At 59.3% G+C, this 24458-nt stretch carries 22 protein-coding genes; 8 read left to right on the forward strand and 14 right to left on the reverse strand.

Features of this window, described 5'->3' with window-relative positions:
- Positions 1-211: 211 nt before the first annotated feature.
- The 10 genes from GA0061100_RS26985 to GA0061100_RS27030 form a co-directional block, all read right to left on the reverse strand.
- Positions 212-1243, reverse strand: a complete 1032-nt coding sequence (locus tag GA0061100_RS26985) for an alpha/beta hydrolase family protein (protein ID WP_244557964.1) — start codon at positions 1241-1243, stop codon at positions 212-214.
- Positions 1244-1356: 113 nt separating this feature from the next.
- On the reverse strand, positions 1357-2028 hold the full coding sequence (locus GA0061100_RS26990; RefSeq protein WP_244557965.1) for an ATP-dependent Clp protease proteolytic subunit: 672 nt from the start codon (positions 2026-2028) through the stop codon (positions 1357-1359).
- 67 nt (positions 2029-2095) lie between these two features.
- Positions 2096-2956, reverse strand: coding sequence for a TraB/GumN family protein (locus tag GA0061100_RS26995; protein WP_075855944.1), 861 nt, complete (start codon positions 2954-2956; stop codon positions 2096-2098).
- Between the two features lie 71 nt (positions 2957-3027).
- Entirely contained in the window at positions 3028-4020 is a 993-nt protein-coding gene (locus GA0061100_RS27000) for an alginate lyase family protein (RefSeq protein WP_208621587.1), read from the reverse strand.
- 624 nt (positions 4021-4644) lie between these two features.
- Positions 4645-5208 (reverse strand): T6SS effector amidase Tae4 family protein, encoded by a 564-nt coding sequence (locus GA0061100_RS27005; RefSeq protein ID WP_075855945.1) that lies wholly within the window; start codon positions 5206-5208, stop codon positions 4645-4647.
- Between the two features lie 6 nt (positions 5209-5214).
- Positions 5215-5868 (reverse strand): hypothetical protein, encoded by a 654-nt coding sequence (locus tag GA0061100_RS27010; protein ID WP_075855946.1) that lies wholly within the window; start codon positions 5866-5868, stop codon positions 5215-5217.
- Between the two features lie 348 nt (positions 5869-6216).
- Positions 6217-7248 carry an ABC transporter substrate-binding protein gene (locus GA0061100_RS27015; RefSeq protein WP_075855947.1) on the reverse strand — a complete coding sequence of 344 codons (1032 nt, stop codon included), beginning with the start codon at positions 7246-7248 and terminating at the stop codon, positions 6217-6219.
- Between the two features lie 35 nt (positions 7249-7283).
- On the reverse strand, positions 7284-8054 hold the full coding sequence (locus tag GA0061100_RS27020; protein WP_075855948.1) for an ABC transporter permease: 771 nt from the start codon (positions 8052-8054) through the stop codon (positions 7284-7286).
- Positions 8051-8869: an ABC transporter ATP-binding protein gene (locus tag GA0061100_RS27025; RefSeq protein WP_075855949.1), complete on the reverse strand. Its 819-nt coding sequence runs from the start codon at positions 8867-8869 to the stop codon at positions 8051-8053. The genes GA0061100_RS27020 and GA0061100_RS27025 overlap by 4 nt, the downstream gene beginning before the upstream one ends.
- A gap of 230 nt (positions 8870-9099) precedes the next feature.
- Entirely contained in the window at positions 9100-9711 is a 612-nt protein-coding gene (locus GA0061100_RS27030; protein WP_244557966.1) for a methyltransferase family protein, read from the reverse strand.
- A gap of 160 nt (positions 9712-9871) precedes the next feature.
- On the opposite strand from GA0061100_RS27030, the gene GA0061100_RS27035 reads away from it, so the two are divergent.
- Positions 9872-10819: a bile acid:sodium symporter family protein gene (locus tag GA0061100_RS27035; protein WP_075855950.1), complete on the forward strand. Its 948-nt coding sequence runs from the start codon at positions 9872-9874 to the stop codon at positions 10817-10819.
- 86 nt (positions 10820-10905) lie between these two features.
- Here GA0061100_RS27035 and GA0061100_RS27040 read toward each other — a convergent pair whose 3' ends face one another.
- Together GA0061100_RS27040 and GA0061100_RS27045 are read right to left on the reverse strand one after the other, a co-directional pair.
- Positions 10906-11523 (reverse strand): 4'-phosphopantetheinyl transferase family protein, encoded by a 618-nt coding sequence (locus GA0061100_RS27040; RefSeq protein WP_075855951.1) that lies wholly within the window; start codon positions 11521-11523, stop codon positions 10906-10908.
- Between the two features lie 7 nt (positions 11524-11530).
- The gene (locus GA0061100_RS27045; RefSeq protein ID WP_075855952.1) at positions 11531-15574 is read right to left on the reverse strand and encodes a Pls/PosA family non-ribosomal peptide synthetase; all 4044 of its coding nucleotides are present in this window, start codon (positions 15572-15574) and stop codon (positions 11531-11533) included.
- A 259-nt stretch (positions 15575-15833) separates the two neighbouring features.
- On the opposite strand from GA0061100_RS27045, the gene GA0061100_RS27050 reads away from it, so the two are divergent.
- From GA0061100_RS27050 to GA0061100_RS27060, 3 genes are read left to right on the forward strand one after another with little or no spacing between them, the layout of a single operon-like run.
- Complete coding sequence (locus GA0061100_RS27050) at positions 15834-16070, forward strand: PepSY domain-containing protein (protein ID WP_083961455.1); 237 nt, start codon at positions 15834-15836, stop codon at positions 16068-16070.
- A gap of 2 nt (positions 16071-16072) precedes the next feature.
- Positions 16073-16744, forward strand: a complete 672-nt coding sequence (locus GA0061100_RS27055) for a response regulator transcription factor (protein ID WP_015342375.1) — start codon at positions 16073-16075, stop codon at positions 16742-16744.
- Positions 16741-18132, forward strand: coding sequence for an ATP-binding protein (locus GA0061100_RS27060; RefSeq protein ID WP_075855953.1), 1392 nt, complete (start codon positions 16741-16743; stop codon positions 18130-18132). Before GA0061100_RS27055 ends, GA0061100_RS27060 begins: the two co-directional genes overlap by 4 nt.
- Positions 18133-18217: 85 nt before the next feature.
- On the opposite strand, the gene GA0061100_RS27065 is transcribed toward GA0061100_RS27060, so the two are convergent.
- Positions 18218-19177, reverse strand: coding sequence for a phosphotransferase family protein (locus tag GA0061100_RS27065; protein WP_083961447.1), 960 nt, complete (start codon positions 19175-19177; stop codon positions 18218-18220).
- 46 nt (positions 19178-19223) lie between these two features.
- Positions 19224-20030 carry an MBL fold metallo-hydrolase gene (locus GA0061100_RS27070; protein WP_075855955.1) on the reverse strand — a complete coding sequence of 269 codons (807 nt, stop codon included), beginning with the start codon at positions 20028-20030 and terminating at the stop codon, positions 19224-19226.
- Positions 20031-20426: 396 nt separating this feature from the next.
- On the opposite strand from GA0061100_RS27070, the gene GA0061100_RS27075 reads away from it, so the two are divergent.
- The 4 genes from GA0061100_RS27075 to GA0061100_RS27090 all read left to right on the forward strand — a co-directional run bounded on the left by GA0061100_RS27075 (position 20427) and on the right by GA0061100_RS27090 (position 24442).
- Positions 20427-22112 (forward strand): Na/Pi cotransporter family protein, encoded by a 1686-nt coding sequence (locus GA0061100_RS27075; RefSeq protein ID WP_075855956.1) that lies wholly within the window; start codon positions 20427-20429, stop codon positions 22110-22112.
- Positions 22105-22593, forward strand: coding sequence for an NUDIX hydrolase (locus GA0061100_RS27080; protein WP_075855957.1), 489 nt, complete (start codon positions 22105-22107; stop codon positions 22591-22593). The genes GA0061100_RS27075 and GA0061100_RS27080 overlap by 8 nt, the downstream gene beginning before the upstream one ends.
- 200 nt (positions 22594-22793) lie before the next feature.
- Positions 22794-23681, forward strand: a complete 888-nt coding sequence (locus GA0061100_RS27085) for an amino acid ABC transporter permease (RefSeq protein ID WP_075855958.1) — start codon at positions 22794-22796, stop codon at positions 23679-23681.
- Positions 23681-24442 (forward strand): amino acid ABC transporter ATP-binding protein, encoded by a 762-nt coding sequence (locus GA0061100_RS27090; protein ID WP_075855959.1) that lies wholly within the window; start codon positions 23681-23683, stop codon positions 24440-24442. The genes GA0061100_RS27085 and GA0061100_RS27090 overlap by 1 nt, the downstream gene beginning before the upstream one ends.
- Positions 24443-24458: the final 16 nt, after the last annotated feature.

A 24458-nucleotide genomic window follows, 5' to 3' on the forward strand; every position in this document is an offset into this window, starting at 1 on the left:
GCGCTCGCTCAGCAGAAACAAATCACTCATCACGGTCTCCTTCTGGAAACCGTGAGAATCACATCTCAATCCAATTTAATAGGTCCTGACCCTAGTTCATCAATGGGGCGGGTCACGCGTCGGCCTGAGCCGGTGAAATGCACTCCGCGTAGCGCCTTGAGGCTAACAAGCCGGAGCGGCTATTGGTTCACGACCCTGGCATGGTGGCTGCTTATCGAAGCTTTGTCCGGAAGAAATTGATCAGCTGAGCATTCATAAGGTTGTGAAGCGCTGCTCGATCGAAGCCATTCGGATCGGCGCATATGACCGGCGCGTGCTTGGCAAGCACCGCACCGCACGGCGGCAGAAAGTCATAATGTCCTGCGCCTGCCACGACATGCATTTCGGGCGGATGAGGCAACGCGACGCGCACCGCCTCGTCGTACCAGGGATTGAGTTGATGGTGGTCATCGGCGGCGCGCCACAGCTGAACCGGGACCGTTGCATCGTTCAAACCGCCGTTCGAGAAAGTGAACCCAAATGCCGGAGCGGCGATGGCTATCGCCTTGATGCGCGGGTCTCGCAACCAGGCATCGGGAGGAACAGGTAAAGCGGCTACTGAGCTGACGCCGGCTTTCGTAAGCGCGGCGCATAGATCGTGAGTGGGATGATCGCGGCAATAGGGGTCGATCAGGTTGAGATCCGGTTTTCCTCCGGCAGCCACGAGCACGGTGAAGCCGCCATTCGAGAAGCCGAAGGCGCCGATCCGCCGGGAGTCAACGTGAGCATGATCCCGCCAATCGTCGAGGACGAAGGTGATCAGGCGATTCAGCTGCTGCGGCCGCCGCCAAAGTTTCAGCACCTGTCGCTGATCGTCGAAAGTGTCCCCCGCATGGTCGACCGCGGCAACGATGAAGCCTGCATGGGCAAGCGCGAGGGCCGTGTCGTAGTGGCCGGCGAACGATCCCGCCCCGCCATGGGAAATGACGACCAGCGGCAAGGCGCGCCCGGCGATCGCACCATCCGGCGCCACCAATTGGGTGAAGGTCTCCAAACGTGTTTCCTGGGGTCGGGCGAGTGTCGGATACCAGATGCCTGCGTGTAACGGAGGCTCGCCGCCGTTCGGAACGGCTATCTCCTGAAAGCCGACGAAGGTATGATCTTCAGCGTGAGCCGCGCCCGCAAAGATGATGACGAGTACGATGGCGGTTTGCCAGCAGAGGTGGAAAATAGACAGGATTGAATGCGTCTTTCCGTTCATCATCGGTCAGCCTCTCTAAATTGCGCGAGTTGGTGGACGCCGCGTTCGGATTGCCGTTCTGAGACAGAGCTGGCAGTGCCTTTTATCGCGGAGAGCGAAACCATGTTTCACCAAAGCTACTTGGCGGCAGAGGACTGAACATAATAGAGGCCATCATGTGGTTGCATGCTTATCTCGCTGATCCGCGTCGCCAGGCCGATGCTCAGTGCCTCTTGTGGCCTTACAAACCGGAGCTGCGGGCCAAAAAACTCGCCGTATTGCTTGTCGCTGATAGTAAGCCGATCCTTGAATATTTCCTTCATTCGATCATTGTCGATTTCAAGTACATTTGATCTCTCGGTGATCTCGTCCGGATTAAGCTTTTCGTTGCTGAAATCCTCTCTGGCGGAGTGAAATGCAAACAAAGACTCTTTATTTGCAACTCTTTCCTTTCCTGCTAAAAACAATAGAATTGCTGCCGAATCTACATTGGAAATAGCATAGGTATTGATCGTTATATCCATGGCACATAGCATGTGATATAGGGCAATCCCTGACGATATGTTCCCACCGTTGGAATTCAGCATAAGGTATATTATTTTGTAGCCCTTGGCTCTTAAGTCGATCAATCCATTGGTCAGACTGAGCGTCGATTTGTCGTCGATCGGTTGTGAGAAATACAAGTAAGCCGTTGAAGCACTATTTGCATTTACCTTGTCTTCGGCAGAGGCGAATTTGGGTTCAAGCATACCCGTAGCTAATGCAGATAGATACAGGCAGAGATCGCGGCGGTTCATGGTTGCTGACATATCAGATGGTCCTCGAATAGGATAAATACCTCGATAGAGCATGCGGCTTTCACAGGCGCCGGTAACGCTACGCCAATGCCGTTATTTGAAAGCCGTTTGATTTCATGAGTTCCAGGATGCCGTCATTACCCAACAAGACAGCCAAGGGGACAATGAGAAAATTCTTCGTCGCCTCAATTTTCAAGACCTGTTTCAGGAGCAGCGCCTTGAATTGGGGACCTGCCAGGGAGCCAAGCGGATTGACTACTCCTTCTTTGGCTATTTCCTCTCGCAATCGCGTGATCTCGGATACGCGCCGCTGCCTGTAAAGTGTTTCCATATAGCCACCGATAGGTCCCAGCTGGCGGCGTTTCTCGAGAAGATAGCTGATTTGATGTGCGCCAATCGCTTGCAGTGTGAAAGTGTCGGGTGGCGACCATATCGACATCAGATCCGCATCGCTTATCAGCGGGGAGATTTGCTTTCCGCTGGAGCGAACATGATCCATGATCACCCCTTCGACACTTGGCGCCCATGAGTGCTGTCCTTCGCCCATCAGCAACAAGGCCACTACGTATCCCGGAAGGCGTTCAACCGGAGAGCCTGCGGCAGCCGGCATGATGCGGCGCAGATCGTCTGCATCGGTCGGTGCCAAATCGGGAAGAACCGGTGGCACCTGTTTCATATTCGTTGTGTATCTCAAGGGCGGAGCATTCGGGCCGATGTCGGTATAGACCGAACTTGCCTGATCGGATATCCGCTCTCCATCGCGAACGATGTCGGATACCAGTGTGGCACTGATACGTTCATAACCGAAAATGGCGATTGATCGATCTGCCAGGTTCGCTTGCCAGAATACTGCGTTATCTTCACTTGCCGCAGCGCCTTGGCTTGCCGGAACCGTCAAAGCGCAAGCCAGAATGGCAAACTGCCGACGTGTTAGATGCATACTGGTCCTCCATTGACCATCTCAGATGGATCTGAAGCGCAGGTCGATCGGGTTCGTTCCGGATATCGCCATTAGGGACGCTCCATTGTCGGGCGTCCGCTCCAGGCGGCCGTTACGTTGCCACCGAGCCGCGGGTTGAGAAAAGGTCGGCGCCGTGCGATCAGGGTCGCCAAGCGTGGATCGTGGAAGCGAGCCTGGTACGGCTCCATCCAGGCGAGATCGCCGGCAAAAGTCCAAGGGAAAAGATGTTGTGGTGTCGAAGTATAGGCTGAAAAGCTGCTTTGATTGAGCACCGCAGCGATCACCACATTTGCCAGGCGTCGAATGGCCCCATTGTTTTCCGAATAGAGATCGACATGCCGCGCTTGCGCCAACTCCGCGGTGAAGACCAGGGGGATGAGCGCAAAATTATGATAGTGAAGCGCTCTATCGCCACGTTTCAGCTCGCGTTCCAATGTGCCGTTCGGCTGGATATCCTTGATACCTTCGCGCGCACGGGCAATGCCGGCGTCGATGAGATCGGGCCGTTTCATCAGCGTTCCTATTGCCGTGAGATTTAGGCCTGCCCAGTAAACCAGATTGTTGTGGAGGCGGTTGATGGCATTCGCATCCCGCGTAGAGGTGGCAATCTCGATGAGCCATTTCGAGATTGCGGGCGGAACGGCAGGTGCGTCGTTCTTTGATTGGGGAAAGAATCTGAGGAGGGCCAAAGCGAAATCAGTTCCTGCCCATGTGCGCTCATAATATCCCTGATAGCCCTTGATCGGCGACATCAAGGCATTCGAATGCGCCCAAGTGTCGAGAAGCTCGACCAGGCACGCCTTGTCGCCGCTGTCGGCTGCCTTATTCACCTTTTCGATAAACGCATGCAGCGGCTTTATCACCCTGCCATAACCGTCCGGATCATCGTAGAAACCGGGAGGATCGATGGCAGAAATTGGTGGTGGGGCCGTGCAGGCTTCCGCGCGTACCGCGAAGGGAAAGGTGAAGACGATCAACATGCCGAGGAGCATTGCCGGATATGTCCGTTTGCGGCCCACTGGCGTTTTGAATGATGCAACCATCCTCATTCTCCAGTGTCGGACCGCCGCCTGCCTCAACCTTAATAAAAAGCCTTGTCATTCAGGCTCTCGTCAGATCTTGCGCTGCTTGAACGCGCGAGCGTTCGAAACCCGTCGGTCAATTTGAAAAAATCTTCACTGCCAGGAGCGATGAAAAGGCGGGACCCCGCCCAGGCGGAAGTTCTCTTCCATCATGCCTGGAGAGCGTCGCGTGAAGCATCTGCAATGATCTATGGTTCGTATCCGGAAACAGCGACCGGAGCTGCGAACTGTTCGCGGTGGTAAGGCAGCGGCTCGTCACAGCTGCCGGCGAGTGTCGGAAAAATTTCTGAAGGGCAGGCGTTCGTTTCCAGACCGGTGAGGGTTGCCTTTAGCCGGACCCGGAAAGATGGTTAGTCACGCCAGCTTTTGGGCGAATTTAGCCGCCTGGCAGCTTCCATGAGCGACGAAAAAGCTCTTCTTGTGAGGCCGCCCAATGATGGCCCCCGGGGATCTCGCTTCTCCCGGCGGCGGTTTTCCTGGATTAGCGACTGAATTCCCCGCGACGACCACGGCAATATAAACCATCACACCCGAAGCTATTCTGGCTAAGGGCTGACAGCATTATTCCTCGGGCAAATAGCCTTGTCAGCGGCTGGCCAAATTCGTCGTTCCCGGGCAAATCCAGAGCGAGACGCTATCGGCTATAGTGAAGAAGTCGCGGTCCGGTCTGCTGGTGCCGTCGAGTTCGTCATAGAAGGTTTTTCCGTCCCATAGATCGGCATGGCCAAGCGCGCGCGTGCCATCCGGATTAGGGCCAAAGACGATGTCGAAAATGATAATCCCCTTCTTGCCGGCAAAGCCGTCGCGGCTGACGGGCTTGCCCTTGACGACAAGATCGGGCGCGCCGAGACGCTGCTTCAGCCATTTGTGAAATTCCTGAACCGCATAGGCATAGCGCAATCCATCTTTGCCTGCCAAAGTTCTCAAGCCTGGAAAATGTGCTGGAATCTGATAGCTGGAACCATAATTAAATGCGCGGCTCATGCGAAGGGTGCAGCTGTCGCCGATGCTGTTCATCGCCCAGTCCGTCGTAAGACCGCCGCCGATAATCTCCTTCAGGGGCTTCAGCTTGACCCTTCGCGGATCGGGATAGTTCTTTACCAGATCATCGAAAGAGGGTCTCAAATGAGAACGTACCTGTTGGTTCATCTTACGTCATCCTCCGGTTGATATTTTGGTCGCGTCAATATCCATTGAGTTGATGTATTGCGGATATTTTCCATCGCCTTTCTTGGCGGGGGCTTGCATTTCGATCTTTTCAATATCCGTCAGCTCCAGCTTGTAGCCATGGGACTGGAAAGCCTGGGCGATGGGTGACGACTGAAGGATCGTGTTGAGCTCGGCCGTTACAACCTCATTGAAATGGCCGCGCTTCGGTTGACCGGTCTTCGGATTCCAGTTGGCGTCTTTTTCGTGCAGCTTTGCCACCAGCTCCGTCGTCAAGCTATCCTTGGTTCCCGTCAGGAAGAGGGGAAAGGTCGATGGCAAGTCCTTATGTTCGTTCACTAATTGGCTTAGCAAGCCATCCAGGAGCTTGCCCTGTTCTTCGATGGATGGAAGCCTCTTCAGAGGCTGGCCTCTCTCACCAATCACGAAGACGACGGAAATACCGTCTTGCGGAGAGAAATAGTTCAATTTCACCGGTACGCCATCCGCCGAGGTCGCCATATAGCTGCTCGTCGGCCGCGGGAGCTGAGTTCCGCTCGATGACTGGCCGGCATCTTCGGCCGATGCAGGGGAAAGCGCGCAGGAAAGGATAAGCAAGGTAATTAGGAAGGGCGCTCGAAAGACTTTGGCAAGTGAAGCCATGCCGTTGGTACTCCATAAGTTTCCGCTCGAACTCCGGCGTTTGACGACGAATGAAACCGTCAAAAGGCACGGGCAACATAGCCTCGCAACACGTCAGATCGCACCGCCACGCGTGATCTAGGCCTCCGGTTGATTTTTTCGAGAGGGATGGGTGCTTTTAGTTGCCGCCCTGATCGCTCGATGTGCAAAGGCGGCAAGAGGCTAGATCGATAGGGCGGATGGCCATCTCCGTCAGCATCACGCCGGCCCGCCGGCATTTGCTCAATCCGATGGGGATTTTGTTTGATTGTCCCGAGCTGGCGGGGCAAAGCGTGCCCGGCCAACCGTCGGGCACACCAGTTGCATCGATCAGGTCTTGGCGGCCTTCGCGAAGGTCGGATCGAAAGTCTTGTCGAATGGCACGTCGGCATTGGCGAGTTCGGGATCGAGCGTCTTCAGGACACCCATCATGGAATTGTAGCCTTCCATGGTGACCATGCCGTCCGGCGAATACATCTCCTTGGAATTCTTGAAGGCCTGCATGTAAAGATCGCGATTGCCAAGCAGATATTCTTCCGGCACGACGCCGGCGACATCTTCCGGGCTTGCCGTCGAGATCCACTTCAATGCCTTCATGAAGGCATTGACCGTCTTCTGTGTCGTGATCGGATTTTCCTTGGCAAATTCGCGCTTGATGTAGACCGTTGCCGCCGGGTTCGGGCCGCCGAAGAGCGCGCGCGTGCCGGCCTCGGTACGGGTATCCAGAAGCACGGTGATGTCGCCGTCATACTGCAGCTGCGCGATGACCGGATCGAGATGGGAAAGACCATCGATCTGGTCGCTCTTGACAGCGGCAACCGCGCCGGCCCCGCCGCCGACGCCGATCAGCGAAGCATCGTCGGTCTTCAGCCCGTTCTTCAGCATGGCATATTGGAACATCAGTGCCGTCGAGGAGCCGGGCGCTGTCACGCCAATCTTGCGGCCCTTCATGTCCGCCATCGACTTGATCTCACCGGCGAGATCCTTGCGCACAGCGATCACGATGCCCGGAAAGCGGCCGAGATTGCAGATCGCGACTATATCCTGCCCCTTGTTCTGCATGCGGATGGTGTGTTCATAAGCGCCGGCGACGACATCGAGCGAGCCGCCGATCAGGCCTTCGAGCGACTTCGAACCGCCGGCGAAATCATTGATGGTGACGTTGAGACCTTCTTCCTTGAAGAAGCCTTTCCGCTCGGCGATCGTCAGCGGCAGGTAATAGAGCAACGGCTTGCCACCGACGCCGATCAACAGATCCGGCTTTTCCGGTTTCGCATCCTGTGCCGCGGCGGGCAGGATGCCTGCAAGCGACGCACCGATACCGAAGCTCGCCGTCCCGATCAGAAATGTCCTGCGTTCCATGTTCCTTTTTCCTCCACTTCGCTATTTTCCATGTGCTACTGGCCGCGCCAGGCCAGCAGGCGCCGTTCGACCATCGTCATCACCCAGTCCACGAGCAGGACGAAGGCGGTCAGAACCACCATGCCTGCAAAGACACCCGTCACGTCAAACACACCCTCGGCTTGCTGGATGAGATATCCAAGGCCTGCAGCCGAGCCCAGATACTCGCCGACGACTGCACCGACCACAGCAAAGCCCACCGATGTATGCAGGCTGGAAAACACCCAGGAAAGTGCGGAGGGCAGATAAACGTGGCGCAGCAGCTGGCGCTCGTTCATGCCGAGCATGCGGGCATTGGACAGCACCGGCTGACTGACCTCCTTGACGCCCTGATAGACGTTGAAGAAGACGATGAAGAAAACCAGCGTGATGCCGAGCGCGACCTTCGACCAGATACCGAGGCCGAACCAGAGCGCGAAAATTGGGGCAAGCACGACGCGGGGCAGGGCATTCGCTGCCTTCACATAGGGGTCGAAGACGGCCGCGATCAAGGGCCGGCGCGCGAACCAGAAACCGAAGACGATGCCGCCGAAGGCGCCGAGCAGGAAGGCGAGGATCGATTCCGACAGCGTGATCCAGAGATGATACCAGATCGATCCGGACGCGAACCACTGGATGACACGCTGCGCGACCTTGAGCGGATCGGCAAAGAAGAAGGATATGGTTTTCGGATTGCCGAAGAGGCTGGTGTTGGTCGCGAGATGCCAGAGGACCAAAATGACCAGTGCCACCAGGATTTGCAGCAGGAGAAGGAGGGAGCGGTTCATGCGATCTCTCCGCTGCTCTGGCGATAGGCCGTCATGACTTCATCGCGCAGTGCCTGCCAGATATCACGATGGAGCCGGTTGAAGACTGGATCGTGGCGGATCTCGCCGATATCGCGCGGCCGCTCCAGGGGCACCTCGAAATCGCCGATGATGCGGGATTTCGGACCGGCCGACATGATGACCACGCGGTCGGCAAGGCCGATAGCCTCGTCGAGATCGTGGGTAACGAACATCACGGCCTTGCGGTCCTCGGACCAGAGCTTGAGCAGGAGGTCGCCCATGATCAGGCGGGTCTGCGCATCGAGCGGCCCGAAGGGCTCGTCCATCAGCAGCAGTTTGGGATTGCGGATGAGCACCTGGGCAAGACCGACGCGCTTGCGCTGGCCGCCAGAGAGCATGCGTGGGAAACGATCGGCAAAAGTGGCAAGGCCGACGCGCGCCAGCCAGTCCCGGGCGATCCGCCTTGCCTCGGCCGTATCCGTTCCCGCAATTTCCAGCCCGATCGCAACATTCTCGAGAACTGTTTTCCACGGCATCAGCGAATCCTGCTGGAAGAGATAGCCTGCCTGCCGATTGATTGCCTTCAGCGGTTGGCCGAAGACTTCGACCGTGCCGGACGCCGGCTTCAAAAGGCCCGCCGTCGCATTGAGAAGTGTGGATTTTCCGCAGCCCGTGGGGCCGACAATGGCCACGAACTCATGCGCTTCTACATCCAGATTGGTCGCGGCTACGGCGTCGAACCGTGTCTTGCCGGCCATTTCAAAGGAAATGGCCACCTGTTTCAGGCTGACCGCCCTCACAGCCTCCATCGTCATGCTCTGCTTTCCTCCCAGACATCCGTCGACCTCGGGCGGACATCAGGCATTGCCATATCGGGTCAACAGATCAAAGCAGATCGTGCCAGTCAATATGTGATCGGCCGCTCAGTTCGTTATGTGATGAGCGCGGCGGAAAGGCATCACCAGATACCCGGCAGCAATCGGAACCGCACGCGCCGGGCATAGTCGGCATAGCCTTCCAGCTCGGCCTGCAGCAGGGCGTCCTCTCAGCTAGTGCGCAGGATCAGCAGGCCGCTTGCCCACGCGGCTGGAATCAAGGCCCACCAGGAACCGAGCGCCAGCGCCAGCCCGGCAAAGATCATAATCGCGCTGACATAGCCGGGATGACGCACGAATGTGTAGGGGCCATTGCTGATGACATGCTGGCCGCGTTCGCGCTGGAGGCGGACACCGGGTTCGAAAAAGCGATTGACGGCCTGTGCCCATGTGCCGAGCGCTATACCGGCCGCAAGGAGGATATAGCCCAGGATCACGACGGAGATTGGCATTGCCGACCACGCCATCCTGCCGGCATCCAGAGTTCCAAGCGGTATTTCGGCGATCATGCCAAGGCACATGAGCGAGACCAGGATGAGGTCCCAGCGTTTTGTCCCGGCCTGGAAGCGGCTGCGTGCCCTGAAGATCACGGGGTTCACGCGACGCATAATCAGCGTCGCTATCCCATAGCTTACCACGAGGAACGCAATGAAGATCCATCCGGGCGCCCAGTCGAGGCGACCGGCAGGCAGAAAGACAAATACGAGCAGCGCCAGCGGCAAGCCGATGGCATAGGATATGATCTTCGCGCGGGACATGGGTTCGGGTTCGGTGACAGTCATGTATTTGCTCCTTGCAAGGCAAACCTGCTGCGCCCTTCGATGGATTTATGCTGCATAGATGATGGAAGCAGACGGATCAGGCAATTCGACGCCTTGACACATCGGGCGCCGGGTTTAGACCGGCCTGACCACCATTATGCTCCTTCCCCCCGGAGATCCCATGAAATTCCTGGCATCCTTTTCCGCCTTCGTCGGCAAGACCTTTTCCATATGGGTCATCCTGTTTGCGGTTCTCGGTTTTTTCCTGCCCGATGTCTTCAAGCAGCTTGCACCCTGGATCGTCGTGCTTCTCGGCATTATCATGTTCGGCATGGGGCTTACGATTTCGGTCGAGGATTTTCGCGAGCTGGCGCGTCGTCCCCATGAAGTCGCGATCGGCGTCATCGCACATTTTGGCATCATGCCGGCGCTGGCACTGCTTTTGACGCGGATCATTCCGATGCCGCCGGAAGTCGCCGCCGGTGTCATTCTGGTCGGCTGCTGCCCAGGCGGCACCTCGAGCAATGTCATGACCTATCTTGCACGTGGCGACGTGGCGCTGTCGGTCGCCTGCACGAGCGTGACGACACTCGCCGCGCCCATCGTCACGCCGTTCCTCGTCTGGATGTTCGCAAGTCAATATCTGCCCGTCAACGCCTGGTCGATGTTCATCAGCATCGTACAAGTCATCATCGTGCCGCTGCTGCTTGGCGTCATCGCGCAGAAGGCCGTGCCCGGCCTCGTACGCGCTGCGATTCCCGTTCTGCCGCTCGTCAGCGTCATCGGTATCGTGCTGATCGTTGCGGCTGTCGTCGGCGCGTCGAAGGCGGCCATTGTGCAGTCTGGCCTGCTGATTTTCGTCATCGTCGTGCTGCACAACGGTCTCGGCTACCTCTTCGGCTATTATGCCTCGAAGGTGCTTGGGCTCAACTTCTACAAGCGCAAGGCGCTGGCAATCGAGGTCGGCATGCAGAATTCAGGCCTGGGTGCCGCACTGGCGACGGCCTATTTCTCGCCGATCGCCGCCGTTCCTAGCGCGATCTTCTCTGTCTGGCACAATATTTCCGGCGCGACCCTGGCAAACTGGTTCGCCTCGCGCCAAGACCCAGATGCGCCGCCGCGCCCCTGATGCGGGCCTGAAAACTACGGCACGGGGAGGCGCGGCTCCAAGCCGTGCCGTCCCGACGGAAATGCTCACCATCGAGCGATGATCGCTCAGCTCATGTCCCTGGCAAGGGCACAATAAATGGATTGCTCCACGGTCCCGGCAAGCCGGGTCACGGTGAGCGCGATCGGTGGCAGTCGCAATCCGGCACCAAGATGGATGGTTGCGCCATCGGTGCGCAGGAGACTCAGATGCGCCGCCAGATCCGGTTCGTCGAGCCCGTCGAAGATGCCGCGGCCGCTGGTCTTCAATGCCGCCTCCTTGGCGACCCAGAGACGGTAGCAGACGTCGAGCGCCGTTGAGCCATCGAGTGCGGCAACTGCGGCGGCTTCCATCCTTGAGAAATGGTCGGCCGCAAAGGCGATCGGATCGAAGCCGTTGAGATCCTCGATCTCGATATCGACGCCGACTGGGTTATCCGGCGCAAAACCCGCCAGCAGCAGCTCCGCACGATGGGAAAGCGAAACGCCCAGTTCGTGATATGGAGGCCTTAGCGCCGGCCGATCGCTTGGCCGGCGATAGATGGAAATATCGTCCCGTTTCGCGGCTCGCCTCAACGCGTCTTGTGCGGCTTCGTCACGCTCTTCGCGTCCGCCCTGCATCGGGCGGACAAGGACGGCGATCGCATCTGCGACCGTCAGGACGACCTCAAATCGAGGGGCCGTCATCCCACGCTCACGCAGCGGCGGAGGGCAGAGCCTCTTTCTGCGCGAGCGGGGTCGGCTCCTGCTCGGCTTGAACCGCCTGGGCGGGGGCGCCGACCCACGACGTTCCTTGCGGGATGGCCTCACCCTTCATGACCAGGGTCAGCAGTCCGATCTCAGCGAAATCGCCGACATTGGCCTCGTACAGGACGGTGCTGCCCGAGCCGATGGAGACGCCCTTGCCGATCGTGATCCGGCCGACCTTCATGATGCGGTCTTCATAGAGATGGGTCTGCGGGCAGGACCCCATGTTGAGTACGGCATGGTCGCCGATATGGGTGCAATCGAACTCGCAAATGTCGGTGCTGTTGATCCATGCCCCCTGTCCGATCTTGGCACCGAAGGGACGGAGCAGCCAGGGCAGGAAAGGCGTGCCACGCAGATAGTCGAGCAGCATCTTGCTGGCGAGCCCGCCGTAGAAGACCGCGACGGCTTCGGTCCGCATCGCCCACCAGGACCACATTGGCCGATTCATAGGCTTATAGGTGCCGATCAGTGTCCATTTGAAGGCGACTGCGACGAGATACAGGATACCCGAGGTCGCCAGGCCGGCCGCCATCAGCGTCCAGAACAGGCTGCCCCAGGCGCCGTTGTCGATTTCGTTGGCCAGCATGTCGGACATGGCGAGTGCCATGACGATCAGGATAGCGGTTGGCAGCGACGTATGCATGGCCTCGAACACGATGCGCACAAGGCGCATGCGCAGTGGCGGTGCATAGGTGGCGGTCGCAGCCGCCTGCAGCCTCTCGCGCGTCGGGAACTGGAAGGCAGGGCTGCCGCACCAGGTTTCACCTGCCTTGACGTGCAGGGAGTCGGGCAGGCGCGTCTTGATGCCGACGAGTGAATCGCTCTCGATCACGGCACCCTGCGAGATGACGGAGGAGTTGCCGAAGAAGCAGCGATCGCCGGTCTTCAGACGCTTGAGCACCATCCAGCCGTTCTGAATTTCCTCGTCGCCGAAGATGGTCTCGTCACCGATGAAGTTGTCGCGGCCCATTTCGATGAGGTCGTAGCGACCGGCGAAGTTTGCAGAGATCTCCGTGCCCTTGCCGATCTTGGCTCCCATCAGGCGGTACCAATTGCGCATGAAGACGGTGGCGTAGAGCGAATTCAGCGTTTCCAGCATGGCCTCGGTGGTGAGGCCGACAACCCATTTGCGGAAATAGAGATTGCCGAAGATGGAATAGCGGCCTGGCACGACGCGGGGCAGCAGAACCCATCTGAGCGCCACGACGACGGCCATGGACACGACGATCAGCAGGAAGGCGGCCGGCCAGGAGAGTGCTGCGATCATTCCCCAGGACAAGGCCTCTTCGGAGCCGGGAGCATACATCTCCTGCACGGCGGAGAACAGATAGAAAGCCGGGAAGATCGGCAGCAGGCCGACGACGAGGCTGAGATTATAGGCGACGAAATAGGCGGCGAACTGGAAGACCCGTCCGACGGTTCCAAGCTCCGGATGCGCCGGCATTTCCTCATGTTCCGCATGGCCGGTCTGGCGAGCGGGCGAACCATCCCAGCGGGTATGGGCCTCGACATGAGTGCCGGCGGCGATCGCCGTCAGATCGCCGATGACGGCTCCGTCATCGATCTTGACATTGTGACCGATGACGGAACCATTGCCGATCTGCACGCCTTCGCCGATATCGATCGTGCCGACATGGATCTCATTGCCGATGACTTCGACATTGGCGAGCTTGATCTTGACGCCGAGGCTGGATCTGGCGCCAACCCGCACGAGGTCGATCGCGCCTTCTTCGAACTCGTCGATCATCGCATCCTTGCCGACCTTCGCGCCGAGTGCGCGCATATAGGCGCGGATGAGCGGCGAGCCCTTGAGGAATTTCGGTGCGGTCAGCTGAACGATGCGCTGCATCAGCCAGATGCGGAAATAATAGGTGCCCCACAGCGGATAGACGCCCGGCCGTGTGCGGCCGATGACAAGCCACTTGAGGGCGACGACGAGCAACTTCTCACCGAGATTGAGAGCGAGATAGACGCTACCCAGAATGAGAATTTCATTCCAGACCGACGCGCCGTCATCGATCAGCAGGATCGAGGCGAGCAGCAGGCCGATCCATTGCAGCGTAGCGATCGCGACAATGAAGGGCAGGACCACGGCCTGGGCCAGGCCGCAAAGGAAGCGCCGGCGCCACGGGACTGGCTCGAAGCTCTTGCGTTCCTGACTGGAGGCCCGCTCGGTGCGCTGCTCCAGGATCGCCGCAATGCCGCGCAGGGTCCGGCCGGCATAGACGTCGCGCAGGGCTATGCCCGCCAGCAGCGGGATCTTGCGGACTTCGGAAACGAACCGTGCCGCCAGCATGGAATGCCCGCCGAGCTCGGTGAAGAAATCCGCCTCGAAGCTGATGGCGCGCAGGCGAAGCGCCTCGGTTGCCGCCTTCAGCAGCTGTGCTTCGGTCCATGTACGCGGCTGCTCTTGTGCCTGGGTTGATTGATCGACCGCCAGCGGGATCGCAGCGAGTGTCTTGCGGTCGATCTTGCCGGAGGGGAGCCGCGGCAGCGACACGTGGCTGTGCCAGGCGGCAGGCACCATATAGGGCGGCAGCTTGGCGGCGAGTACGGCGCGCGCTTTGTCGCGATCGAAATTATTGCCCGACGTCACGACGTGGGCGACCAGCATTTCCTCACCATCCGGCGGTCGATGCACGACCACGGAAGCAGCTTTCACGTCCGCGAGCTCTCCAACAACGGTCTCGATCTCGCCGAGCTCGATGCGATAGCCACGTATTTTCACCTGGTCGTCGATGCGGCCGAGGAAATGAAGCTGCCCTTCCTCGTCCATCAACACGGCATCGCCGCTGCGGTAAAGCACAGGGTCGCCATGGGGCGCGAAAGGATTGGCGATGAACTTGGCGGAGGTCAGCTGCGGCAGGTTCCGGTAGCCGGCCGCGACGCCCGGTCCGCCGATCAGCAATTCGCCGGTGTCGCCGCGCGCGACAAGCTGCATGTTTTCATCAACGACATAGGCGGTCGCGTTGGCGATCGGGCAGCCGATCGTGATCGGCCGGGAGGGGTCGAGTTCGGCGTAGGTCGCTACCACCGTCGTCTCGGTCGGGCCGTAGGTGTTGATCAGGCGCCGGCCGGTCTTGGAGAAGCGGCTGACGATTGCCGGAGGGCAGGCTTCGCCGCCAACGATGATGATGCGCAGGCATTCGACATCGCGCTCCAGCATGGTGAGCAGGGTCGGCACGGTATCGATGACCGTGATCTTCTCCGCTTCCAGCACGTCGGCAAGTCTGTCGAGCTCGGCCATGACTGCGGATGTCGCAACCTTCAGCGTCGCGCCGACCAGATAGGGAACGAAGATTTCTTCGAGCGAAAGATCGAAGGCGACCGAAGCCTGCTGAAGAACGACATCCGATTCAACCATACCGAGGACGTCGTTACCGGCGCGCAGATAATGGCAGATGTTCCGGTGCGTGATGACGATGCCCTTTGGCTTGCCCGTGGAGCCGGATGTATAGATGGCGTAGGCCGGATCGTCGTGAGCGGCGACACGTGGCGCAACGCCATCGTCATCTTCGGCGAGCAGCGTCTTGAGGAGCAGTGTCTGACCATCGAATTCGGGTGTGAGAGCCGCCTTTTCGTCATGCGTCAGCATCCATTTCGCGCCGCAATCGGCCAGGCTGACAGCTACGCGATCGGCAGGAGCGGACGCATCGAACGGGATATAGGCAGCTCCGGCCTTGAGAATCGCCAGAAGTGCGACATGTAGCTCAAGGGAGCGCTGGAACCACAGGCCGACGAAATCGCCAGGGCCGATACCACGACGGCCGAGCGCACGCGCCGCCTCATCGGAGAGCCGGTCAAGCTCGGCATAGGTCATCGCCTGGTCGGTTCCGATCAGGGTCAGGGCCGTCTTGTCGGGGCTGCGAGCGACCGTTGCCTTGAATATGTCCACCAGGGTTTCATTGCGGACGAACTCAGGCCGAATGCCGCCTGAGGAAACCGAGAGGCTGGCATTTGGGGTAATCGACGAGATCTGGATAGTCATGGTAACTTCTGCGAAACGAAACTCGACACAATCAGCGTGCCGTCTATCAATGCTTATACACCCTTCAATTTGCAGCTCTCTTACGGGCGCTGTCAGGGAATTGTAATGTTGGGAAAGCTATGTTTGGATCGGCGTGGGGCGAGCCCTGCGTGCTATCTCGGAAGAAGGATTAATATCGTTGCGCATATTCGGGCGAAGAGCCGGCTGGCACCGCTGGCTGTCCGTTCTTTTGGTAACGGCTTTGCTGAGCTCGCCGGGCATGGAGGCATTAGCTCGCTCGCATAGCAGTGTTCTGGTCGAAGATGCCGGCGCCTTGCGGCCGCTGCGCGAGATTTATGCGGTCGTTGCGCGCGAAATGCCGGGAAAGGTGCTGCGAATCAAACGTGTTCGCCGGGCCGGACGCCAAGCTTACGCCGTGCGTGTATTGAAGCCGGATGGCAAACGTGGTGACATAGTGCTCGACGGTGCAACACTCGCCGTGATCGAGAGACGCTGAAAATGCGCATTCTGATTGCTGAGGATGAGCCCAGTATTGTGGCGGATATGCGCCGCTGCCTGGAGGACCAGCATTATGTCGTCTCGACCGTGAGCAACGGCGAGGAGGCTTGGTATCGCGGCGATATCGAGCATTTCGATCTTGTCATTCTCGATCTCGGGCTTCCCAAGCTTGATGGCCTCACGGTGCTGCGACGCTGGCGTGCAGAACGCCGTGGCATGCCTGTCATCATATTGACGGCGCGCGACGGCTGGCGTGACAAGGTCGACGGCATGGATGCGGGCGCCGACGATTATCTGACGAAGCCCTTCCGCATGGAAGAACTTCTGGCCCGCGTGCGCGCCCTGATGCGCCGCGCCGCCGGGCAATCCTCTCCAATCCTTTCCAACGGCGTGCTGGAACTCGACACGCGCCAGCGTACGGTTTCGTTTCGTGGGCAGCCGGTTCAGGTGACGGCGCTCGAATACCGGCTTCTTGCCTATCTGATGCACAATGCCGGCACCGTGCTTTCCCGAACGCAGATCGCTGACAGCATCTATGACGAAGAGACGGAGCTTCTGTCGAACGCACTGGAGGTGGTCGTCGCGCGCCTGCGCCGCAAGTTCGATGGCACAGTCATCGAGACCCGGCGCGGCCAGGGCTATATCATTCCGCGCGAGGCGCCGCCGTCATGACGCCGTTTTCGCTGCGAGGGCGGTTGCTGCTGGGTTCTGCGGTGGCGATCATCGTCGCAACCTTTCTGGCAGGCGTGGGCATCAATGCGATTTCCGGGCTGGCCGTCCGGGCGCTTGCCCTCTCCGAGATTGACGAGGAATTGCGCGTTCTTTTGGCCGCGGTCGATATCAATTCGTCCAATCAGCTCTTTCTCGACGATACGCCGACGGATTCCCGTTTCGGCATTCCGAATGGCGGTTTCTATTGGCAGGTCGGCCGCAACGGCAACGTGGAGTTGCGCTCGCAATCGCTTTGGGAACAGAACCTGCCCTGGCTTCGTTCCCGCCCTCGCGATGCCGGCCGGGCAACAGATATGAAAGGACCGAACGGCAGCCACCTTCTTGCTGTCGAGCGCTCCATCTCCATCCCTTCGGCCACCGGCGATCAGATGGTCGATATCGTGATGGCGCTCGACAATCGCGAGCTTGCGCCAGCGCGCTGGCGCTTCTTCTACGCCATGGCGCCATCCCTTGGCGTGCTTTCGGCTGCCCTCATCGTGGCGGTCATTGCCTTTCTGAGATACGGATTGCGGCCGCTCAACGATCTGCGTGCGGCCTTGATGGCGGTGCAGGAGCGTTCCGCGCGCAAGATCACCGGCCAGTTTCCGCGCGAGGTCCAGCCTCTTGTGGACGATCTCAACGGCCTGCTGGCATCCCGTGAGACGCAGCTGACGCAGGCGCGTGCGCGCGCCGGCGATCTGGCGCATGGTCTGAAGACCCCGCTCGCGGCACTGGAGGCGACCGCGCGCATTCTCTCGGAAGAGGGCATGTCGGAGCGAGCGGCGGCCATCCAGACGGAGGTCAGCCGGATGGAGGCGCAGATCAAGCGAACGCTCGCGCAAACCCGCGCCAGCCTGGCAGCCGCCCATACCGTCGGCGTCATGGATGCCAGCGCCGATCTCCAGAAGATCATATCGGTCATGCGGCGTCTGTCCACCGAGCGGAAGATCGATTTCGAACTTGCGGCGCCGCCGGAGATGTGGCTGGCGATCGATGAGGCGGATTTCGCCGACATCACCGGCAATCTGATCGACAATGCCAGGAAATGGACGGCCGGCAAGGTCAAGGTTCGCCTGTCGCAAGTGCCCGAGCTTGAGGGTGTAGAACTGTGCATCGAGGACGATGGTCCGGGCCTTCCGGAGGATGCGGAAATGGCTTTCATCCGCCGCGGCAGGCGGCTGGACGAAAGCATCGCCGGAACCGGCTTCGGCCTGGCGATCGCCAAAGATCTGGTCGAAGCCTATGACGGCAAGCTGACGCTTGCCCGCTCCAGCCTCGGGGGCCTGTCCGTTACCGTCAATCTGCCGGCACGGCTGGTGAAGGACAAGCAGACGGCGCTGGAAAATTAGTTCGACGCAGTCGGGATTGGACTGGAAAAGGACGGATATCGCCGGTGGTCGCCGGAGCGCAATGAAGACTTGAATCACGTAGCGTTCATGACCGCACTAAGTTGAGATTGAACTCAAGTGCGTGCTGCATGGTTGCCTGAACTGCCGGTGCTAACGGAGTCTCGTTGCCGTTGAAAATGTGCCCATGCTCGGCCATCAGGTCCAGCAGGAAGACACTCGTGTAAAGACGAAAAAGCCGGTCATCGGCTTGCCCGGCGTGCCGGAGCCACGCATCGACGTAGCTCACGGGGCCGCCATAGGCCATCAGCGCAGCCAATGTTAAGGCGGTCGGATAACGTGGATCGCCAAAGCAAAGATCATCGACGTCGACAATGCCGCTGAACGCGCCGTCTGGTGTCACAATCACGTTCTTTGTCGTGGTGTCATGCAGAAAGGGTATTGCTTCGATCCTGTCGAGTTCTTTGCGTCTGGCCGTTACCTCGTGTTCGACTGCGTCGACCAGCCCGACATCAAACAACCCGGCAGACCCGATTCGCCCTCGCGAACGGGCAAGATTGGCAAGCACCACCTGCGACCACGCGCCGTGCTGTGCTTGCTCCGCTCGCGCGGCATATCCGTAGCGTCCTGCTGATATGGTTCTTGCTGTGATGGCCTGGGCATGCGCCACGCGTGAAGCAATCCGACCCAGCTTGGCTCCCGAAAGGTTCAAGATGACCGAACCCAGATCCGTGCCGGGAAGGCGTTCCAGCAGAAGCCAGGGGAACTCCGCGTCTATACCTTCGGCCAGAATGGTTGGAAGCGGCACGCCTTCAGGTCGTAATAATCCCGAAAGATAGACCGCTCCGGCCATCTCTGCCCGAGCGGATGGGTCGCCAACGCGCACGACGGCTGGAGACCGGTCGGCGAACTGAAGATCGAAGACATAGTGCCGTGCACCGGTTGGGAAGCGTCCGACAGTAACCGGAGAGCAACCGACGGCCTCTGCGGCGATCGCTGCGGCAAGCTCAGCATCCGGCGTTCGCCGCATTGGTATTTTCTGCTTCATGTGTGAGTAGGCCTATGTCAGAAGCGGAACATCCGTTGCTATATTCTCAGCTTGCGATCGCCTTCAGGTATCTTTCCGCGGAACGTTCTACCACGCCGTTGCCGTCGTTTTCGACCGTTCGACCGGGAAATGCGCCATAGATCGCCTCGAATCGATAGGGTCGAACGGTTTTCGATATCGTCGTCACCGTCTTGGCGTTGAGAGGGAGGAGGTTGGGGTAGCTGCGCATGAAGCTGACGAATTTGCGGTCCATCGTCACCTGCATCGTGTCGCCGACGAAGAGGGCGCCGCGGCCGCCTTCGAGCCAGGGACAATGGAGCACGGAGCTGCCGTCGAAATGGCCGCCGCAACGGATCATGGTCGCCTGGCCAATCGGCAGCATTTCGCTTGTCCACGGGCGTAAGGCTGCGCCGCGCCTTTGCACCCATTCGCCATCGTCTGCGTGGATATGAATCGGCGCGTCGCCGCAGGCAATACTCCATTCGATCATCGACGAATAGAAATGAGGGTGAGAGATCGCGATCGCGTTCAAGCCGCCCATAGTGGCAATCCGCGCCTTGCTGGCCTCGTCGATGAGGCTGAGGCAGTCCCACAGGATATTGCCATCAGGTCCTTCGATCAGAAAGGCGCGCTGGCCAATGCCGAAATGGGGCGAGATCTGCAGGCTGTGAATGCCCTCGGCTTCCTCATTCCAGATTACCGCATGCCTCTGGTCGAGGCTCGCCATGTCGGTCCATTCCTGCCCCGATTGGGGTACGAACTGACGCTCGTCCTCGCAGATCGGGCAGGCCAGCGGCGGTCCGTCGCCTTCTCCGAACTGTATGCCGCATGTGATGCAGATAAAATGCGTCATCTCAAACTCCTCGCCAGCCTGTCGTTTCACTCTATGGCGACGGATCCGCCGCGCGGCAAATGGAGGCTTTTATGCTATATTGGCCAGACATTGGATGCATCAAAGCGAAAAGGCGAAGCAACGCTCATCGGACAATATCCTCGCAGACAGAAAATCGTCGCTTTCAGACCGCCGTTTTCTGGAGAGATGAATATTTATTGTGAATAATGACAAGACAAATATGAGTCTATCATTATGATTTTAAATGATAAAGTGATTCTCCCTCTAGTTTTGTGACAATCTGGCCTTGCAAAAGATATAAAGAGGGAGAAACATAGTCGGCTAATTAAAGTTTAGCTGACCGTGATATTGATGCTCGGCGTTTGTCCAAGGATCGCAGGCATATGGAGGACCACTATGGCGCTAATTTTCGGCCTCGTTGCTCTGGCCGGTCACATCGCCCTGTTGCTCTGGGGCACGCGCATGGTTCAGACCGGTATCCAGCGTGCCTTCGGCCCGGACCTGCGCTCCTTTCTCGGACGTGCGCTCAGCAATCGCACGAAGGCCTTCTTTGCCGGGATCGGCGTCACCGCCATCTTGCAGAGCAGCACGGCTACCGGCCTGATGGCATCAGGCTTTGCCGCCGGCGGGCTGGTGGATCTCGTGCCCGCGCTTGCCGTCATGCTGGGGGCCAATGTCGGCACGACGCTGATTGTCCAGGTGCTATCCTTCAATGTCGCCGCCGCCTCGCCGGCACTCGTCCTTATCGGCGTGCTGATGTTTCGTCGAACCGCGAATTCGCGTGTGCACGATCTCGGCCGCGTCATGATCGGGCTTGGTTTCATGCTTCTGGCGCTGCATCAGCTCCTCGACCTGATGACGCAATATGAGGGGTCGAAGGCGCTCGCCTATGTCCTTGATGCGATCGCCGCGACGCCGGTGCTGAGTATGCTTCTCGCGGCCATTCTGACGTGGGCTGCCCATTCCAGCGTGGCCGTCGTGCTGCTCATCATGTCGCTTGCAAGCAAAGGCCTCGTCGATGTCGATCAAGCTTTCGCGCTCGTTCTCGGCGCCAATCTGGGTACCGCGATCAATCCCTTGATCGAAGGACAGTCAGGCGCCGATCTTTCCGTCAAGCGGTTGCCTATCGGCAATATGCTGACGCGCATTGTCGGCGTCGTCGCAATGATCGGCCTGCTGGAGCCCGCCGCACGCCTGTCGGCGATGATCGACAGCGATAGCGCCCGCGCGGTCGCGAACTTCCACAGCGCCTTCAATATCGTCCTGGCCGTGGTCTTCATGCCGCTGTTGCGGCCCTATGCCGATCTCTTGACCAAATTGCTGCCGCAGAAGATCGACGAGGCCGATCCGACACGCCCGAGATATCTGGATCCGGCCGCCAAGGAAACGCCCGTGGTCGCGCTCGGCGCGGCAGCGCGCGAGGCGCTGAGGCTCGTCGACGTGCTGTCGGAGATGCTGGCAGGCGCCAGGTCGGCCTTATCGGATACGGATCGAAAGGCACTGACGCGATTGCGGTCGCTGGACAATATCCTCGACAGCCTGAATACGGCGGTGAAGACCTATCTGACTTCGATCGATCCCGACGAACTCGGCGAAGCCGACCGGCGGCGGCTGAACGAGATCCTGCTGTTCTCGATGAACATGGAGCATGCCGGCGACGTTCTCGACCAGAACCTCCTGCCGCATCTGGCCAAGCGCCTGCGCCGGGGCTTGAGCTTCTCGAAGGAAGGGCAGCTCGAACTGGCAACGTTGTTCGACCGGTTGCAGTCGAACCTCCAGACAGCGGCCGCCCTGTTCATGACGCAGAACGAAAGTGCCGCCCTCATGCTGGCGGAGGAAAAGGTGATCTTCCGCAAGGCGGAGCGCGAGGGAACGGAAGCCCATTTCCAGCGCTTGCGCCAGGGCGGGATCGAGACCATGGAGACAAGCTCGCTTCACCTCGATCTGTTGCGCGATCTCAAGCAGATCAACTCCCATCTCGTTGCCGCCGCCGCCTATCCCGTTCTGGAGGAGCGTGGCGAACTCTTGCAGAGCCGGACGCCAAGCCCGGTTCCACAGGTTGCAGTGACGGCACATGACTAAAAAGACTTATCTCGGCCGTCTGGCGGACGCGGCAGAAAAGCTCTTCGCCGGCCGGTCGATCGAGCAATATGCCGCGATCTGCTACAGGCGCTCGCCCGTGCTGAAGGATGTTGAAATCCTGCTGATCACCTCGCGCGACAGCCGTCGGTGGGTCATTCCGAAGGGATGGCCGATCGTTGGCAAGCTGCCGCATCAGGTCGCCGAACGCGAGGCCTGGGAAGAGGCCGGCGTCAAGGGAAAGGCCAGGAAGAAGAGTTTTGGTTATTACACCTATCTGAAGTCTCTAGATACCGGCGATACCGTCCCCTCCGTCGTTCAGGTTCATCTGCTTGAAGTCGCCGAATTGGTCGAGCGCTTTCCCGAGCGCGGTCAGCGCCAGCTGCAGTGGTTCTCGCCCAATGAGGCTGCCGCTCATGTCCGCGAGCCAGAGTTGAAGAGCCTGCTACGCAGGGTCGAGACCGCCCTCGCGCCGGATCGGTGAACAGGAAGCCAAGTCGCCCGAGCTTCCCTCGCATCTCAATTCACTATGGCCAGACGGTGAAATATCGTCATGGCACCTGAGATTTATGCTTGGAGCGCATAAATCGCATGTTCAAATCTCGTTTGTGGCCGAATTCAAAAGCAACGTAAGTTTTCCCCATTAGAAAATGGAGCTCACCAACGAGCTCAGGGGATCGAAATTTGACCAACTCAGCGCCACTGGACGTGAATGCGCTTGTGATCGTGCCGCAGCGAAAGATCGGCACGAAGATCATGGCGGCAATCTGCATCATCCTTCTGCTTCTATTGGCAAGGGCCTTCTGGAAGGGCGACATCGCCTGGGAATATGTCGGACAGAACCTGTTCACCAGGGCCGTCCTGGCAGGGGTTGGCAACACGATCATCATGACCTTCTGCGCCATGATCGTTGGCATCGTCCTTGGCGTCATCGCCGCGATCATGCGCATGTCGGACAATCCGGTTCTGCGCAGCATTTCCGTCGGTTATGTCTGGCTGTTTCGCGGCACGCCGGCGCTGCTGCAGCTTCTCCTGTGGTTCAATCTCGCCCTGATCTTTCCGACGATCGGCATTCCGGGATTGTGGTCGATCCGCACCGTCGATGTCATGACGCCCTTCGTGGCTGCTCTTCTCGGCCTTGGGATCCAGCAGGGCGCTTACACGGCCGAAGTCGTACGCGCCGGCCTTCTTTCGATCGACAAGGGTCAGATGGAAGCGGCGCAATCGATCGGGATGACGAAGCTGCGGGCAACGCTGAAGATCGTGCTACCGCAGGCCATGCGCGTCATCGTCCCGCCGATTGGCAACGAGACCATCGGCATGGTGAAGCTCACCTCGCTCGCCAGTGTCATCCAGTATTCAGAGGTGCTGAAAAACGTCGAGGACATCTACTATGTCAACTCGCGCGTCATCGAACTGCTGATCGTTGCCGCCGTCTGGTACATGGTCGTGGTCACCGTGCTCAGCATTGCGCAGATCTATATCGAGCGGCATTTCTCCAAGGGGTGGGGGCGGCGCGATGCGAGCGCCCAGCAGGCCGCCAATCAGGCTCTCGTCGGGGAGGCTGGCTGATGGACGCGATCATCAAGGCACACAGCCTGCAGAAGTATTTCGGCACGTTTCACGTCCTGAAGGACATCGATTTCGAGATCAGGAAGGGTGAAGTGGTCTGCATCATCGGGCCTTCCGGCTCGGGCAAGAGCACCTTCCTGCGCTGCATTAACCAGCTCGAACAGATCGACGGCGGCTATGTCACGGTCGAGGATGAGATCGCCGGCTACCGCCGCGAGGGCAACCGGCTGTTTCCACTGCCGGATCGCGAGATTGCCCGCCAGCGACAGTCCGTCGGCATGGTCTTCCAGAAATTCCATCTCTTCCCGCATCGCACCGTCCTGCAGAACATCATCGAAGGTCCGGTCGGGGTGCAAAAGCGTCCGAAGCAGGAGTGCATTGCCGAGGCGCGCATTCTCCTGCAGCGTGTCGGCCTCGCCGACAAGGCCGGCGCCTATCCGGGCGAATTGTCCGGCGGCCAGCAGCAGCGCATCGCCATTGCCCGCGCGCTGGCCATGAAGCCGAAGGCCATGCTCTTTGACGAACCGACTTCTGCGCTCGATCCCGAGCTTGTCGGCGAAGTCCTTGGCGTCATGAAGGAGCTTGCCGCTTCCGGCACGACGATGATCGTTGTCACCCACGAGATTGGCTTCTGCCGCGAGGTCGCCGACCGTGTCGTCTTCATGGATGCTGGCAAGATCGTCGAGACCGGGACGCCGAGCGACATATTGGAAACCCCCAGGAATCCCAGAGTGAAGAACTTCATCTCTGCGGTGCTTTAACAAGAAAAACCCTGAA

The sequence above is a fragment of the Martinezella hainanensis genome (assembly GCF_900094555.1).
GTDB lineage: Bacteria > Pseudomonadota > Alphaproteobacteria > Rhizobiales > Rhizobiaceae > Rhizobium > Rhizobium hainanense.

Bases quoted from the DNA above. Each gene is read 5' to 3' on its own strand.
- GA0061100_RS26985 (WP_244557964.1), bottom strand. From the start codon at position 1,243: ATGATGAACGGAAAGACGCATTCAATCCTGTCTATTTTCCACCTCTGC.
- GA0061100_RS26990 (WP_244557965.1), bottom strand. From the start codon at position 2,028: ATGTCAGCAACCATGAACCGCCGCGATCTCTGCCTGTATCTATCTGCA.
- GA0061100_RS26995 (WP_075855944.1), bottom strand. From the start codon at position 2,956: ATGCATCTAACACGTCGGCAGTTTGCCATTCTGGCTTGCGCTTTGACG.
- GA0061100_RS27000 (WP_208621587.1), bottom strand. From the start codon at position 4,020: ATGGTTGCATCATTCAAAACGCCAGTGGGCCGCAAACGGACATATCCG.
- GA0061100_RS27005 (WP_075855945.1), bottom strand. From the start codon at position 5,208: ATGAACCAACAGGTACGTTCTCATTTGAGACCCTCTTTCGATGATCTG.
- GA0061100_RS27010 (WP_075855946.1), bottom strand. From the start codon at position 5,868: ATGGCTTCACTTGCCAAAGTCTTTCGAGCGCCCTTCCTAATTACCTTG.
- GA0061100_RS27015 (WP_075855947.1), bottom strand. From the start codon at position 7,248: ATGGAACGCAGGACATTTCTGATCGGGACGGCGAGCTTCGGTATCGGT.
- GA0061100_RS27020 (WP_075855948.1), bottom strand. From the start codon at position 8,054: ATGAACCGCTCCCTCCTTCTCCTGCTGCAAATCCTGGTGGCACTGGTC.
- GA0061100_RS27025 (WP_075855949.1), bottom strand. From the start codon at position 8,869: ATGACGATGGAGGCTGTGAGGGCGGTCAGCCTGAAACAGGTGGCCATT.
- GA0061100_RS27030 (WP_244557966.1), bottom strand. From the start codon at position 9,711: ATGACTGTCACCGAACCCGAACCCATGTCCCGCGCGAAGATCATATCC.
- GA0061100_RS27035 (WP_075855950.1), top strand. From the start codon at position 9,872: ATGAAATTCCTGGCATCCTTTTCCGCCTTCGTCGGCAAGACCTTTTCC.
- GA0061100_RS27040 (WP_075855951.1), bottom strand. From the start codon at position 11,523: ATGACGGCCCCTCGATTTGAGGTCGTCCTGACGGTCGCAGATGCGATC.
- GA0061100_RS27045 (WP_075855952.1), bottom strand. From the start codon at position 15,574: ATGACTATCCAGATCTCGTCGATTACCCCAAATGCCAGCCTCTCGGTT.
- GA0061100_RS27050 (WP_083961455.1), top strand. From the start codon at position 15,834: ATGGAGGCATTAGCTCGCTCGCATAGCAGTGTTCTGGTCGAAGATGCC.
- GA0061100_RS27055 (WP_015342375.1), top strand. From the start codon at position 16,073: ATGCGCATTCTGATTGCTGAGGATGAGCCCAGTATTGTGGCGGATATG.
- GA0061100_RS27060 (WP_075855953.1), top strand. From the start codon at position 16,741: ATGACGCCGTTTTCGCTGCGAGGGCGGTTGCTGCTGGGTTCTGCGGTG.
- GA0061100_RS27065 (WP_083961447.1), bottom strand. From the start codon at position 19,177: ATGAAGCAGAAAATACCAATGCGGCGAACGCCGGATGCTGAGCTTGCC.
- GA0061100_RS27070 (WP_075855955.1), bottom strand. From the start codon at position 20,030: ATGACGCATTTTATCTGCATCACATGCGGCATACAGTTCGGAGAAGGC.
- GA0061100_RS27075 (WP_075855956.1), top strand. From the start codon at position 20,427: ATGGCGCTAATTTTCGGCCTCGTTGCTCTGGCCGGTCACATCGCCCTG.
- GA0061100_RS27080 (WP_075855957.1), top strand. From the start codon at position 22,105: ATGACTAAAAAGACTTATCTCGGCCGTCTGGCGGACGCGGCAGAAAAG.
- GA0061100_RS27090 (WP_075855959.1), top strand. From the start codon at position 23,681: ATGGACGCGATCATCAAGGCACACAGCCTGCAGAAGTATTTCGGCACG.